We start from the raw sequence: 15,568 nt of genomic DNA on the forward strand, positions 1-15,568 counted from the left end.
CACAGTGGGAGAGTAGGTAGCTGCCGTTTTTGATTGAAGCCTCCGGACTTGAAGAAGTTCCGGAGGCTTTTTTTTTGCATCCACGTGTGAAATATGACCTCTACTATTGCTCATCTCCCAATTATGGATTACTTTTGCCCATAACCTAAAAATAATACGTCAATGGATACATTATTACCATTTGCATTACTATGCTTTACCTCTTTTTTCACATTAACCAACCCGTTGGGAACCATGCCTGTATTTTTGACTATGACTAAAGGAATGGATGATGAAGAACGGCGTCATATTGTGAAACGCGCTACTATCATTTCCTTTATTACACTTCTGGCTTTTACTTTCTCCGGGCAATTTTTATTCAAATTTTTTGGAATATCGACCAATGGCTTTCGTATTGCTGCCGGTTTTATTATTTTGAAGATTGGATATGATATGTTACAGGCACGTTTTACTAATACTAAGTTGAAAGACGAAGAAATTAAAACGTATGCCAATGATATTTCAATTACCCCATTATCTATTCCTATGCTTTGCGGTCCCGGTGCTATAGCTAACGGAATAATGTTAATGGATGATGCCAATACTTGGACTATGAAGGGGGTATTGATTGGGATGATTGGTTTGATTTATTTTATCACTTATCTTATATTGCGGGCGTCTACTCGGTTGGTTTCTATTCTTGGCGAAACTGGAAATAATGTAATGATGCGTTTGATGGGACTTATTTTGATGGTAATAGCTGTGGAATGTTTCGTTAGCGGACTTCGTCCGATATTAATTGATATTATCCAATCAAGTAGGGTTTAACCAACGAAAGAATGTGCTGAAAGTAGAATATGATTATTTAATTCACTTTGAGCACATTCTTTGTATCTGGGTGCTGGTTATTAGTCAAATTCAACTAATATACGGAATACTTTTCCGGGGGCTTTCGCCCACTCTTCCATAGCTTGTAGTGCGGTTTCGGGTTTGGCTACTTTGCTGATTAATTCATCCTTTGGACAAGTACCTTGCTCCATATAGCGGATAACTGCCCTGAAATCTGCGGGTAGTGCATTACGAGAACCTCGGATATCAAGCTCTTTCTGTACAAAATATTTAGTCTGAAAAGACACCTCTGATTTTGCATAACCTATGCATACGACCCTTCCGGTAAATCCAACTTCATTGACTGCCATGACATAGGTTGCAGGGCTGCCGACAGCTTCGATGACCACATCAGGACCAAATCCTTCTGTAATCTTTGTCAAGCGTTCGTGTACATTCTCTGTCATGGAGTTGATGGTGTGGTGAGCGCCTACCCGTTTGGCTAGTTCCAATTTTTCATCGTCCAAATCTACGGCAATAACGGTAGCTCCACGAAGAGTTGAACGTACAATAGCACCCATACCGATCATTCCGCAGCCAATAATCATAACTGTATCGATGTCTGTAACTTGCGCTCGTGAAACTGCATGGAAACCTACACTCATTGGTTCGATTAGTGCACAATCACGAGGAGAAATATGGCTTGCCGGGATTATTTTGTTCCAAGGCAGTGCGATATATTCACACATGGCACCATTACGCTGTACTCCCAGGGTTTCGTTATGTTCGCAGGCATTTACTCTGCCGTTACGGCATGAAGCACATTTTCCGCAATTGGTATAAGGATTGACTGTGACGCTCATACCCGGTTTTAATGATTCTGGTACATCCTTGCCTATGGCTTCAATAATAGCTCCTACTTCGTGTCCCGGAATGACAGGTAGTTTTACCATTGGATTACGTCCTAAAAATGTATTCAGGTCCGAGCCGCAAAAGCCTACATATTTAATTTTTACAAGAACTTCTCCCGGTTTAAGAGCGGGTTTCTCAATGTCTACTACCTTCATCTCGGAAGGAGCAGTAATTTGAATTGCTTTCATCTTCTGTTTATTTTTATAAGTTTTTAATCAATTACTTTGTATCCTTTCCAACCATAGTAGGCACAAAACAGGAAACAAATCATAGGAATAGCATAAGCTATATAATAAATGTGTTCGTTCAGATGCATCACATAAGCAGTGAGTTGGGGCAAGCAAGCATTTCCAACGATGGCCATAACTAGAAATGCCGAGCCGCTTTTTGTGTTGCTGCCTAAATCAGTCAAAGCAAGCGAGAACTGAGTGGGATACATGATAGACATGAAAAAAGAAATGCCCAGCATGGCATAAAGACCTGTCCAACCACCAAAACAAACCACAACAATACATAACAAGACATTAATCAGCGCATATACCAAGAGCATGTCTTGTGGACGGAATTTTACCATGAGTAGTGTGCCTGTCCATCTTCCTGCCAAAAAAGCCAGCATATAAAGACCGAAAAAGGTGGTGGCTGTATTTTCAGGTAGTTCTGCATAGGTACAACAGTAGACTAGAAATAAACTGTTAATGGCTGTCTGACCACCATTGTAGAAGAATTGTGCAATGACTCCCCAACGAAGGTGAGAACGTTTTAAGACTCCGAAATCAATTAATTTTTCTCCTTTATATTCTACTCCTTCCATCGTATTTCCTTCTTTGATTTTAGGTAATTTGGAGAAGATAAAGATGATGGCAATAACAATGAGTAACATAGCTAGCAGCAGATAAGGAAGTTTCATGGCGTCTGTTTCTGTTTGAATGTAACCTTCCCAGCCACCGGGAAAAGAAGCGGGCAGGGTGTTGCGGGTATAGTGGTTGCCACTCAGAATCAGTTTGCTGAGAAACATGGCGGCTATAAAAGCTCCCAGCCCATTGAATGATTGTGCTAGATTCAATCGACGGGGCGCACTTTCTGGATCTCCCAAAGCGGTTACATAAGGATTGGCTGCTGTTTCTAAAAAACACATTCCAGTGGCAATGATGAAGAATATACATAGATATGCCCAATATTCTTTCAGCATAGCAGCGGGGAAGAACAGTAACCCACCACATGCTGCCAGTAATAACCCGAAAATAATTCCCGATTTGTAGCTGTATTTTTTCATGAACATAGCGATGGGAATGGGACAGATGAAATAGGCAAGCCAGTAGGCTGTTTCTGTGAATGATGCTTCGAAAGCGTTTAACTCACAGGTTTTCATCAGCTGTCTTATCATAGTAGGTAGTAGATTGCTGCTGATAGCCCATAGGAAAAACAGGCAGAATATGAGCATCAATGGTACATAATAGGTCTTATTTTTCATGGTATGGATTAATAAGTGTCAGTTGATTATTCTGACATGTTTTTAATGTAAGGAAGAGATATGAGATTTTTGAAACCATAAAATCTTTCGGCGTTTTTACCTAAAAAAAGTGCTTTCTCTTCTTGTGTCATTTCAGTCGTTTTAAGGATGAAATCGTAAGACATCTTGTAAGTAATGGCCGTAATGGTCCGCGGGTAATCCGATCCCCACATCAGTTTGTCCATACCGACCAAATCTGCTGCTTCTTTGATAGCCTTCACCGCTCCTGCAAACGGGTAGAATTCACTGTTGAACAACCAGGTAATGCCTCCTGACTCTATCATGACATGGGTATGCCGGGCCAGTTTTATTTGTTCCTGCCAATGAGGAGTTGTAACCATACCGAAATGTCCGATAGCGATTTTTAGTTGCGGACATTCCTGGATAATTTCTTTCATCTCCTGCACTTGCGTGTTTCCATCGGCTAGATCAATGGAAAGGATAATGTTTTTATCTTCCATGTAATGGAACATTTCCATCATTTCGTCACAGTTCAGCATGACTCTTCCTTCTTTTAGAAAAAGGCGGTGTGCTGGGATTTTTATTGCTTTGAAACCAGAACTTATTAATTCCTTGGCCTGTTGCAGATAACCGGGTTTACGAAATTCGCACATACCGCATACAAAGAAACGGTCCGGGTATTTATGGGCCACTTTTGCGAGGTATTCATTTTGGATGCCATCAATAAATTCCTGAGTGACTACGGCAGCCGATACTTGTGCATAGTCCATGTTCGAGAGAAAAACCTCGGCACTATTCCGCCCGTCAATCATAAAGGGCGGAACCATCTGACGTTCTTCTCCCATAAATAACGAACGTCCGTTGGTTAAAGTACGGATAGGCAATCCGTTGACTTCCGTATTTTGCCGTAACCAAAGATGGGAATGTGCATCTATTATGTTAAAATCCATCATTATTCTCCTTTGTATTATGAATTAGCCCAACTGACACGCATTTGTTTTCCGATAATTTCTTGTACTTCCTTTACAAGGTTCCAATCGATGGGTTCTTCAGCGTATGTTATATTTTTCAATACATTATCTGGATTGGCCGAACTGAACAAAGTGGTGGCGATACGTGGATTGCTGACAGAATATTGAATAGCCAGTTTCTCTATAGGATAATTTTTGGACAGGCAATGTTGAACAGCTTTCCGACAGGCTTCTACCAGTGATTGGGGGGCCGGATGCCATGCAGGAACCCCACGTTGGGAGAGCAAGCCCATTGAAAGGGGGGAGGCATTGATGATGCCGATATTCTTTGATTCAAAATAATCCAGATAATCAGTCAGTTTCTCGTCATTCAGACAATAATGGCAGAAGTTAAGTACGCTTTCTACTGTTCCTGGTTCCGAGTGATCAATGACCCATTTTAAGTTTTCTAATTGCAAATCTGTGATACCTACATGTCCCACAATACCTTTCTTTTTAAGTTCTACCAGTGCAGGTAATGTTTCGTTGACTACCTGATTCATGTCTGAAAACTCTACATCGTGTACATTAATCAGATCGATATATTCAATGTGGAGTCTTTCCAAGCTTTCATAAACGCTTTCCGTTGCACGTTTTCCGGAATAATCCCATGTGTTGATTCCATCTTTTCCATAGCGTCCCACTTTGGTAGAGAGATAATATTTGTCACGTGGGATTTCTTTCAATGCTTTGCCTAATACGGTTTCGGCCTTGTAGTGCCCGTAGTAGGGAGATACATCAATAAAATTCATTCCATTCTCTACTGCTGTGTAAACAGCTTTGATACCCTCTGCTTCGCGGATATCATGAAAAACTCCTCCTAATGAAGATGCGCCGAAACTAAGATTGGAAACCCGCATACCGGTTTTCCCGATTTCATTGTAATTCATAGTTCTATTTATTTTTAGATTTATTTCCGGAATCAAAAATAGAGGAATAACCTTTAGGTATGTGGTGGAAGAGGTTGAAAAAAGTACGTAAACCTTTGCGTAAAAATAATAAGACGGTTACTTTTTATATAGTTCTCTATATTGCTGAGGAGTAACGCCTGTGATTTTTTTGAATAAGCGGTTGAAATAAGAATGGTCTTCATAAGCAAGGAGATAAGCTATGTTTTTTACAGGAATATCCTCTGTAATCAGAATTAATTGGGCTTTCTCTATTTTTTTCTGATTAATATATTGCAGTGGTGTGCTACCGACTTCTTTTTTGAAAAGACGGATAAAATGATCTTTTGAGAGGCATGAGATTGCTGCCAATGAGTCTATATCTACTGTTTTATAGATATTTTTTCGGATGTGGGACAAGACTTTTTGGATACGGTTATCGTTGACTTCCACTTTAGATTTGGCGTCTTTTAAAAAGCGGGCAATAAGTTGATATACTATACCTCTGGATTCGACTTTGTCACAGAAGGTACGCTGTTTATTTTTAATGATGTTTCTGATTAATGTGGGGTTGTTGTCATAGCTTGTCGGGTCGGATTGAGGAAGCTGCATGGTAGGATTTATTTCACATAACCTTTTAATAAGTGGTAATTCCAGGTTGTCCGCAGGTATTTCTATCGGGAAATTCCAATCTTCCAGAATGCCGGATTCTGATTGATGGTCTTCATATATATGGAGATAATAATGAGTGAAATGAGAATTGCACTGATAACTATGGGTAGTGAATGATGGCACCAGATATAGATGATGTGGTTTTAGTTCCTGTATTCCGTCGGGAAATATTATTTGGGCAGTTCCTTCCATTATATAATAGAGTCTGGTAAAAGGGCTGCTTACGTTTTTCCAGTTCCAGTCTGCATTGTGAATGGCTAGTCCTACATTTAATATAAGTAAATGTAATTGGTCGATTGATTGTGTCATATTCCTTAAGGTATTAGAATGAAAGATTCAGTTTCGTACAAAGTAAGCAAAAGTATATATATAATCCAATGGGAAATCGATATTTTCATATCAAATCACCTGTTTTGGTATTCGTTTTTGAATTATTTCAGGTAAAAGTCGATATTATCCTACATAATGGCGCATTTGGATAATATAAATTGGTTTCAACTCTGTATATTTGCACTATTGATAATTGAAAAATATATAAAGCAATTATACTATGAAAGCAAAACATTTTCTTTTGGCTTCGGCTTTGTTGCTTTGGGCGGGAGTTTTGGAGGCTCAGACTTACCAGGTACCTGTTTCAGAGAAAAATGAAAAAATGCAGGAAGGAGAGTTCGAACCTACTTGGGAATCATTGCAGAACTATAAAGTTCCTGAATGGTTTAGAAATGCCAAATTTGGTATTTGGGCACATTGGGGACCGCAATGTGTGGAAGGGTCCGGCGACTGGATGGCGCGTTCTCTCTATTTGGAAGGTTCGCGCGAGTATAAGCACCATGTGGAACATTATGGCCATCCCTCTGAAGTGGGCTTCAAGGATATATTGCCTTTGTTTAAAGCCGAGAAATGGGATCCGGACAAATTGGTTTCCTTTTATAAGAAGATTGGTGCCCAGTATTTCTTCGCTTTAGGTAATCACCATGATAATTATGATTTATGGGATAGCCAATATCAGGAATGGAATTCCGTGAATATAGGTCCTAAGAAGGATATATTGGCGGGCTGGGCTGAAGCTGCAAAGAAAAACGGTCTTCCATTTGGTATCAGTTTTCATGCGGATCATGCGTGGAGCTGGTATGAACCGGCTCAACGATACGACCGTCATGGCGAGAAGGCAGGTGTACCCTATGATGGATGTTTGACTAAAGAAGATGGTAAGGGTAAGTGGTGGGAAGGCTACGATCCTCAAAAGCTTTATGCACAGAATCACCCGTTAAGCGCTGGAAGTTGGGCTGACGGTATGATTCACCGTCAATGGGCATGGGGAAATGGTGTTTGTATTCCTACTCAAGAATATGTGACAAACTTTTATGATCGTACAATTGATGCAATAAACCGTTATAATCCTGATTTGATTTATTTTGATGTGACTGGTGTACCGTTTTATCCTATCAGTGATGCGGGTTTGAAGATTGCCGCACATTTTTATAATCACAACATGGTTGCTCGTAAGGGGGATTTCAGTGCTGTTATGTTTGGTAAAATTCTTACCGATGAGCAACGTAAAGCTTTGGTATGGGATGTGGAAAGGGGATCTCCCAATAGTATTTATGAAGAGCCATGGCAGACTTGTTCTTGTTTAGGCGGTTGGCATTATGATACCAGATTGGCGGAGAACGGTTGGTATAAGAGTGCTTCCGATGTAGTGAAACTATTAGTGGATGTGATCAGTAAGAACGGGAATTTGTTGCTTAGTGTTCCTCTTCGGGCTGACGGAACTTTTGATGAAAAGGAAGAAGCCATTTTAAATGAATTTGGTGACTGGATGAGTATGAATAAAGAGGCTATTTATGATACACGTCCGTGGAAAGTCTTCGGAGAAGGTCCGATAGCCAATGCTGATATCAAGATTAATGCTCAAGGTTTCAATGAAGGTGCTTACACTAAAGCCACTGCATCTGAAATCCGTTTTACTCAAACCAAGAAATATCTCTATGCTACAGTCCTTGCATGGCCGGAAGAAAAGCAAGTTGTCATTCAATCGCTGGCAACGGGAAGTGAGTTGTACCCTGATAAAATTACTAAAATTGAGTTGTTAGGTTATGGAAAGGTATTTTTTACTCGTACAGCGCAAGGAGTTGTTATTGATATGCCTGATGTACAGTTGAATAAGATTGCTCCCGTATTTAAGATAAAGAAGTGAATATAGCATAAAGTAGGTTTATTTATCGGCTTTTTTAGGTCGGTAAGCCCTTGTTATGTCTTGAAAATTAACCCAATAATCAATAGAATAATGAAAAACAGATTAGAATGTATGCAGTCAATAAGATTCTTGGCGGTCTTGTTGATGTGTTGCCTGAGCTATACTACTTGGGCACAGACACAGAGTAATGTCAATGGTTTGGTTACTGATTTTTCCGGTGAGCCGTTAATTGGGGTCAGTATCTTGGTTAAAGGTACTTCCAATGGAACTGTTACTGATTTGGATGGCAAATTTTCTCTGTCTGCTGAAATGGGAAACATGCTCCAGATAAGTTATGTAGGTTATATTTCGCAAGAAGTAAAGGTGGAAAGTGACAAGTTACTTCGTATTATAATGGAAGAAGATACAAAAAAGTTGGAAGAAGTAGTTGTGATTGGATATGGAACACAGAAAAAGGTGAATTTAACGGGAGCCGTAGCTGCTGTTTCAGCTGAAGACTTGGCTAGTAAACCTGTTATGAGTACTGCTCAAGCACTGGCAGGTTTGGCTCCAGGTTTAAGTGTATTGCAAACTTCAGGTCGTCCCGGACAAGGAGCAACTGTTAAAATTCGTGGAACTGGTACATTTTCAAAAGCTGGAACAGATCCATTGGTCTTGATTGATGGTTTATCAGGTAACATTGATGATGTAGATCCTAATGATATTCAGAGCATTTCTTTTTTGAAAGATGCAGCTTCTGCTTCTATTTATGGTAATCGTGCTGCTAATGGGGTTATCTTGATTGAAACAAAGAAGGGTGCACAAGGTAAAACGACTATTACATATAGTAATTCTTTTGGTTGGCAACAGCCTACGGAATTGCCTGATTTTTTACCATCATGGGAATATGCGGAATATTATAATATGGCTATGCGGAATATGGGTAAGCAGGAAGCTTATTTACCTGAACAGATTCAAAAGTATAGAGATGGATCTGATCCGGATAATTATCCGAATGTAAATCACTTAAAATGGCTGTTGGAATCCGGTTCTGGTTTTCAACACCAACATAATCTTAGCATACAAGGAGGAAATGCTACGACGAGTTATAATTTATCAGTAGGTTATAGAAATCAGGAAGGAATGACGGCAAAAACGTCTAATGAAAGAATGACTGCACTGTTTACTATGAAAAGTGAAATCGCCAAAGGGCTGATGCTTAATTTGAATATTAATGCTTATAATAATAAATATAATGCTCCTAATGGCGAACCACAAAGTATTGATGGAATGATAGGATATGCTGTTCGTCAGGGACCTATTTATGCCGGGCAAAAGTCGGATGGAAGTTTTGGATATCAGGATAATTATAGTCCGGAAGCGTGGTTGGCGAGTGAATCTTTTGTGCAGAATGTGAGTAGAAATATAAGTGCTTCCGGACAATTGACATGGAATACTCCTGTAGACGGACTTTCTTTTATAGGCAAAGTAGGGATGAATTACTGGACTAAATATGATAAAGCCTACCGGGCTGATACTTATTTTGATGAGAGTAAGACAGTGGGACCCGCTACTTTAAATGTATGGACTGCAAATAATACGTATACTACTTTTGAAGCATTAGCTACTTATGAAAAACAAATTAAAAATCATACCTTTAAGTTATTGGCGGGTACTTCTGTGGAACAATCTAATAATAAAGGTTTGGAAGGTTATAGAAATACGTTTCCTAATAATTATTTGTATGAATTAGGTTCTGGAGATAAATCAACAGCTACTAATGATAGTTCATTGGAAGAATATGCGTTGCTTTCTTTTTTCGGGCGTATAAATTATGCATGGAAAGATCGTTATTTATTAGAGGTTAATTTGCGCTATGATGGATCGTCACGTTTTGCGGACGGTCATCGTTGGGGACTTTTCCCGTCAGTTTCTGCAGGGTGGAGAATCTCTGAGGAGGACTTTTGGAAGAATGCGGCAGTTTCAGCTGTAGTTGATAATTTGAAATTGCGTGCTTCCTATGGTGTACTTGGTAATCAAAATATAGGTGTTTATCCTTACCAACAGATTTATGAACTTGGACATGATTATCCTTTTGGAAATCCGGCAACTCTTCAGTCTGGGGCTTACATGAAAACCTATAATAATCCGGAAATTACTTGGGAAAAGACGGCTATAACGGATATTGGTTTAGATTTTAGTTTATTGAATGGACGTTTTAGTGGAACATTGGATTATTTTTATAAATATACTTCGGACATTTTAGCACCTGTTGAGGTGTCTAGTATTATGGGACGTGAAGTCGGACAATCTAATGTTGGAGCTGTTTCGAACGAAGGAATTGAAGTAAATCTGACTTATAACGGACAAATAGGACGTGATTTCCGGTTCAGTATTTCTCCTAATTTTACATGGGTAAGAAATGCAGTTGAGAAATTGGCGAACGGAGCTACCGAAGAAATTAATAATAACAGAATTGTAGGGCAACCGATAGGTATTATATATGGGTATGAAACTGATGGACTGTTTGTAGACCAGGCGGAAGTAGATGCGGCTACCGAACAATTGGTAAGTAAGTCAGGACTGAAACCTGGTTATGTGAAATACAAAGATATTAGTGGTCCCGACGGGGTTCCCGATGGTAAGGTAGATGCGCAATATGATCGTACCGTATTGGGAAGTACTACCCCGAAGTTTTATTATGGTTTGAATCTTTCCACTTCTTATAAAGGTTTTGATTTTTCAGCTTTGTTACAAGGGTTAGGAGGTCATAAGCGTTTGATAGGATCTTATATGGCTTATGCATTCTACAACGGTGGACAGATACAGAGATGGCAGGCTGAATCTTGTTGGAAGGAAGAAAATCCTGATAAATGGGCTGAATACCCTCGATTGGAAACTTTGAATATGAACGACACTAATCTTCAAACTTCTGATTATTGGGTCCGTAATGCTAGTTTCTTACGAGTAAAGAATATACAAATAGGATATACATTCCCCAAAGCATGGACTAAAAAAATAGGTTTGGAAAATGTGCGTGTTTATGTAAGCGGACAAAATCTGTTTTCTTTCAATAGTTTCTATAAAGGTTGGGATCCGGAAAATGAGATAGGAACAGGGGATTCTCCCTCTTATTATCCGGTCAATAGTATTTATTCATTCGGATTTAATTTCAAGTTCTAAGTAAATCATTCAATTAAGAATCATTATGAAAAATATATATAATACATTAGGAATGACAAAGGCTTGTTTATGTGCTTTGGCTATATCACTAGTAACAACTGGTTGCTCGGATTTATTAGATAAGGAGCCACCTTCAGCAATTTCTGATGGTAGTTTTTGGACTGGTGAAGGGGATGCCATGTTGGCATTGACAGGATGTTATCGTTTCCAGACTGGTTGGTCGCATGATGATTTTGCTACGCCACAAGGGTTGCTTTATTTGGATTTTGCAGGTGGAAATGGAACAGAAAAGGAAAATTTTTCAACTTTAATGGCTAGTTCCAATACGGTGGCTACTAATGGCAATTTACGTTGGTATTGGGGAAATGCATATACGCAAATAGCTAAGTACAACACTTTTCTAGAGAATATTACGGATTGTCCGATGGAAGAATCTAAAAAAGAACAGTGGTCTGCCGAAGTGAAGTGTTTACGAGCTTATTTCTTTTTAAATTTGGCATTTTATTATAAGGATGTTCCTATGCCTTTGAAAACTCTGTCGGTGGACGAAGCGAATTCTATTTCTCAAACACCTCAGGCTGAAGTCTATTCGCAAGTGGAGAAGGACTTGAAGACTGCTATAGACTTGTTGCCTGTCCAATATTCCTCAGAGGAATATGGCCGGTTTACTAGGGGGGCAGCTAAGGTACTTTTAAGTCGTCTTTACTTAGCGCAAGAGAGATGGGTAGATGCTGCTACTGTTTTACGTAGTGTGATTGATTCGGGAATATATGAATTGGATCGTCGTAATGGAGAGGACAGCTATGAGAAACTTTTTCAAATAGGAGGTGAATATAGCCCTGAGATAATATTTTGTATTATGGGGATAAAGGATCTATATACTAATTCACGTTATCAATATTTATATCCTGAAGCTGCTTATGGAGGGTGGCATCAGTTCTCACCATATAACGAATTAGTGAAAGAATATTTTTGTGCAGACGGCAAGGATATTAAGACTTCTGAGGTTTATGATGAGAATGATCCTTATGTTAATCGGGATTTGCGTTTGTATGCTTCTATTTTTTTACCTCCTTTGGGAAGTTATGAGGGAACTAAGTATAATGATATAATTTATGATTGCTTTAAGGGGGCTAATACTGCAGATAGCTATAATAAGTTTGCCTTATTTAATGGATATTGTCCGAAGAAAGGTTGTGATCCGTCTATAACTAATAATTTAGGTTCTACTCCCACTTATACTCCTATAATGCGTTATGCTGAGGTCTTATTAAGCTATTTGGAAGCGGTAAATGAATCGCAGCCGAATGCAGTAGACCAGAACTTATTAGATCTGACTATTAATGATATACGTGATCGTGTGAAATTAGTTGGAATAAAAAAGACAGACGTAGCAACACAGGAACTTGTTCGTGAAGCGGTTCGTAAAGAAAGACGTGTGGAACTGGCATTCGAGGGGCTTCGATATTATGACGTGTTACGTTGGGGCATTGCCGAGAAAGAACTTAATCATACTTTTACCGGAGTAAAATTGTCGGATGATCCGCAAGCTCGTAATTATAGAGGAAGTGGTGTTACGGCTTCTCCTGTAGATGAAGATATGTATTATCAGTTTGAAAAACGTACATGGTCTGCACATAACCGATATTTTCCTATTCCTCAAAATGATTTGAATGTGAATAAAAATCTGAAACAGAATGAAGGGTATAATTAAGCAGGCATAAGTTTAAGATAAGATGAAAGAAAATGGATATGAAATGAAAAGATATGACTACCCGGTAAAAAGATATTGCCAGACAATGGATTTGAAGGATGATCCGGAGATGATAGCGAAGTATCGGGAGTGTCATAGTAAGGCGAAGTCATGGCAGGAGATCAGAGAGGGGATCCGTTCAGTTGGTATTTTAGAAATGGAAATATATATATGCGGTAATCGATTGTTCATGATTGTCGAAACTCCTATTGATTTTGATTGGGAATCTGCTATGGCTAAACTCGCGACTTTACCTCGACAGCAAGAATGGGAAGACTTTGTATCGATATTCCAACAGTGTAGGAAAGGGGAACTTGCTAAAGAAAAATGGAGTATGATGGAGCGTATGTTCTATCTATATGAATAATTTGAAAAGAGAGGGAACTGATGAAGTATTCTCTTTTTCCTCAAAATATAATAGAAGGCATATTGAATAATTTAGTGATTAAAAGATTGTACAACGGCGTGGGATAGAAAAAGAAATGCTTGTTTTATCAATACCCATTGCTTATCATCGGAAAGCCAATAAGTTGATAAAAGTGGGTGATTGGTAGTGTTATCAATACTGAAATTTTTGAGCCTTCGTTTCTTCAGGTATAGACAAAAACCCTCGAAATTAGATAATTTCGAGGGTTTTTGTCTGTTTCTATATGGAATGTTGTGCGCGTGATAGGACTCGAACCTACACGTCTCACGACACCAGATCCTAAGTCTGGCGCGGCTACCAATTACGCCACACGCGCGACATTGCTTTCGGTAAGCGGGTGCAAAGATAAGGAATATTTCTTAAGTACCAAAGATTTTTAGGAAATTATTCTTTGTGGTTATGTAAATATTCACGTGCAGTCTCAATAATTGTATCCACATTGCGTTGCATATCCTCTGAGGTCATATTGACTTTGATGTCCGGATCTATACCAAATTCCAGATGTTGCATATTCGCATCGTACATTGGACTGGCCGAGAAGCGGACAGACCAGCCATTGGGCAGTTCAGAAGAGAAGGGCAGACCAGAACCGCCACCTGTTTTGTCACCGATGATGGTTACTTTGGGTAGTATTTTCATTCTGTTCACAAAATCATTGGTGGCGCTGAAAGAGCGGCGGTTAGTCAGCACTACCGCTTGTTTTTGCCAGCGTACGCGATCTAGTGACGGTTCCAGCCAAACAGCTTTAGGAGTTGAGAAATCATTGTGTCCCGGTCCGGTTTTATGGGACATATAGCCTACCAACACTTTTTCATTCGTGAAACGTGCGGCTAATTTCTCGGCTGTGGTAAGGTTACCACCGGAATTGTTTCGCACATCAATAATCAATCCATCGCAAATAGCCAGCTTGTTTAGAATCTCGTCCAGATTTCCTTCGCCGATACCTGATTGGAAACTGCCACAATAAATATAGGCTATGTTATCCTCGAATACCTGATACTTCATGCCTGAGGATTGGGCATAGTCCTTACCTAGATAGACACGTTGGATGCTGTCGCTGAAATTGGCCGGATAGCTGTCAAACCATTCACGATATTGGGAGTACTCCAGTTTGGAAGACAGATTTACGTGTCCGTCACGCAACTCGTTCAGCATATCTGCCAGAACTTCGAATAACTGTTCATTATTCATGCCTTTTGATATTCTCTGTTTGTACTGGCTATATATTTCATTCCAGTCCAATCCGTATTCCTGCTTTTTATAGTCAAGGAAACAATACTGGCGGTCGATAGTCTGCCATAACGCTTCGAAGTTGCCTTCGGGGGAGTTGTCGTATTCGTCCTCCGTGATGCACGAAGTAAATAATACAACAGACAATAACAGACTGATAAAAAAATAACTATTTCTTTTCATTCTCTATATTAATAAGGGCTGACCCGGCTGGGCATCGCCACTTTGTTCTTACCTTTTAATAAATAGAAGTTTTTCACGAAACCTATCATAAAGGCGTGTGACCATATATGACTTTTCAGATTATTGACTTTCGCCTGCTGGATATCACATAGGTATCCGAAACGCATATTGACTGACCGGATAGGAAAATCCAATGTAACCAATTGCCGCAAGGAAGGTTGGTTATGCAGGGAAGTGAACAGCACATTCTTGCCGCCATTCTTTAAACTGAATATCTCATAATAAGATTGTCCGTATTCCGGGGAAAACATAACCCCCATGACAGGCAAATTGGCTTGATAACGGGCTATCAGCGGATAGTTACCGATATGGAACCGATAGATGACCATACCCGATGCCGCCAGATTGACATATGCTTTGGCTTGGGCAGGATTATTAGAATTTCGCATGTTATAGATGAATCCGCCGTTCAAGTCCAGCATGGGACCCGCCAGTATCTTCAAGTTTTCTGTCAGCCGGAACTGGTAATGCAGTGCATAATTCCAATTGACCATACCTGACATTTCGTTACTTGTTTCTGCTTTATTCTCAGTCAGGGACAGATTGGCTTGGAACAGACTTTGAACAGATACGTTGCCATTCATCAGTTTGGTCATGCGCATACTTTCACGCAGGATACGAATTTCGGGTCCGGTATATTCCATCGGTGAAAGATAGGTGTCCAATATATTTGTAAAACCGACACCGTAAAGAGTAGCCCTCATAACGTAGCGGTTTGCTCGTAAGCTGTCTTCCTGAGCCTGTGAAGGCAGACCAAGAAACAGGGACAGTAATAATAGGAGAATTTTTTTCATTTC

The 15,568-nt window shown here is 39.6% G+C and carries 12 protein-coding genes and 1 tRNA gene; 5 read left to right on the forward strand and 8 right to left on the reverse strand.

Annotated features, from left to right (window positions below; genetic code table 11):
• The first annotated feature begins 162 nt into the window (after positions 1–162).
• Complete coding sequence (locus tag AB5935_RS11765; protein WP_007839407.1) at positions 163–807, forward strand: MarC family protein; 645 nt, start codon at positions 163–165, stop codon at positions 805–807.
• Between the two features lie 80 nt (positions 808–887).
• Here AB5935_RS11765 and AB5935_RS11770 read toward each other — a convergent pair whose 3' ends face one another.
• From AB5935_RS11770 to AB5935_RS11790, 5 genes are all read right to left on the reverse strand, one after another.
• Positions 888–1,907 carry a zinc-binding alcohol dehydrogenase family protein gene (locus tag AB5935_RS11770; protein ID WP_007853374.1) on the reverse strand — a complete coding sequence of 340 codons (1,020 nt, stop codon included), beginning with the start codon at positions 1,905–1,907 and terminating at the stop codon, positions 888–890.
• A gap of 23 nt (positions 1,908–1,930) precedes the next feature.
• A complete protein-coding gene (fucP, locus tag AB5935_RS11775) occupies positions 1,931–3,190 on the reverse strand; it encodes an L-fucose:H+ symporter permease (protein WP_007831438.1) in 1,260 nt (419 codons plus the stop codon).
• Between the two features lie 26 nt (positions 3,191–3,216).
• Positions 3,217–4,140, reverse strand: a complete 924-nt coding sequence (gene lgaB / locus AB5935_RS11780) for an L-galacto-1,5-lactonase LgaB (RefSeq protein WP_032942803.1) — start codon at positions 4,138–4,140, stop codon at positions 3,217–3,219.
• 17 nt (positions 4,141–4,157) lie between these two features.
• Entirely contained in the window at positions 4,158–5,090 is a 933-nt protein-coding gene (locus AB5935_RS11785; RefSeq protein WP_007831447.1) for an aldo/keto reductase, read from the reverse strand.
• 117 nt (positions 5,091–5,207) lie between these two features.
• On the reverse strand, positions 5,208–6,068 hold the full coding sequence (locus AB5935_RS11790; RefSeq protein ID WP_368327434.1) for a helix-turn-helix domain-containing protein: 861 nt from the start codon (positions 6,066–6,068) through the stop codon (positions 5,208–5,210).
• Positions 6,069–6,309: 241 nt separating this feature from the next.
• Between AB5935_RS11790 and AB5935_RS11795 the strand changes: the two genes are divergently transcribed.
• From AB5935_RS11795 to AB5935_RS11810, 4 genes are all read left to right on the forward strand, one after another.
• The gene (locus AB5935_RS11795) at positions 6,310–7,956 is read left to right on the forward strand and encodes an alpha-L-fucosidase (RefSeq protein ID WP_007845929.1); all 1,647 of its coding nucleotides are present in this window, start codon (positions 6,310–6,312) and stop codon (positions 7,954–7,956) included.
• Between the two features lie 90 nt (positions 7,957–8,046).
• Positions 8,047–11,118: a SusC/RagA family TonB-linked outer membrane protein gene (locus tag AB5935_RS11800; protein WP_038610907.1), complete on the forward strand. Its 3,072-nt coding sequence runs from the start codon at positions 8,047–8,049 to the stop codon at positions 11,116–11,118.
• 25 nt (positions 11,119–11,143) lie between these two features.
• Positions 11,144–12,832 (forward strand): RagB/SusD family nutrient uptake outer membrane protein, encoded by a 1,689-nt coding sequence (locus AB5935_RS11805; protein WP_007831458.1) that lies wholly within the window; start codon positions 11,144–11,146, stop codon positions 12,830–12,832.
• A 22-nt stretch (positions 12,833–12,854) separates the two neighbouring features.
• Entirely contained in the window at positions 12,855–13,238 is a 384-nt protein-coding gene (locus AB5935_RS11810; RefSeq protein WP_007831461.1) for an L-rhamnose mutarotase, read from the forward strand.
• Positions 13,239–13,532: 294 nt separating this feature from the next.
• Here the strand turns inward: AB5935_RS11810 and AB5935_RS11815 are convergent.
• The 3 genes from AB5935_RS11815 to AB5935_RS11825 form a co-directional block, all read right to left on the reverse strand.
• Positions 13,533–13,614, reverse strand: a tRNA-Leu gene (locus AB5935_RS11815).
• A gap of 68 nt (positions 13,615–13,682) precedes the next feature.
• Entirely contained in the window at positions 13,683–14,711 is a 1,029-nt protein-coding gene (locus tag AB5935_RS11820) for a S41 family peptidase (RefSeq protein ID WP_007845936.1), read from the reverse strand.
• Positions 14,712–14,719: 8 nt separating this feature from the next.
• Positions 14,720–15,565: a DUF3316 domain-containing protein gene (locus AB5935_RS11825; protein ID WP_007831465.1), complete on the reverse strand. Its 846-nt coding sequence runs from the start codon at positions 15,563–15,565 to the stop codon at positions 14,720–14,722.
• Between the last annotated feature and the right edge of the window lie 3 nt (positions 15,566–15,568).

This window comes from Phocaeicola sp. RTP21198st1_B8_RTP21198_201120 (assembly GCF_040929485.1).
Classification (GTDB): domain Bacteria; phylum Bacteroidota; class Bacteroidia; order Bacteroidales; family Bacteroidaceae; genus Phocaeicola; species Phocaeicola dorei.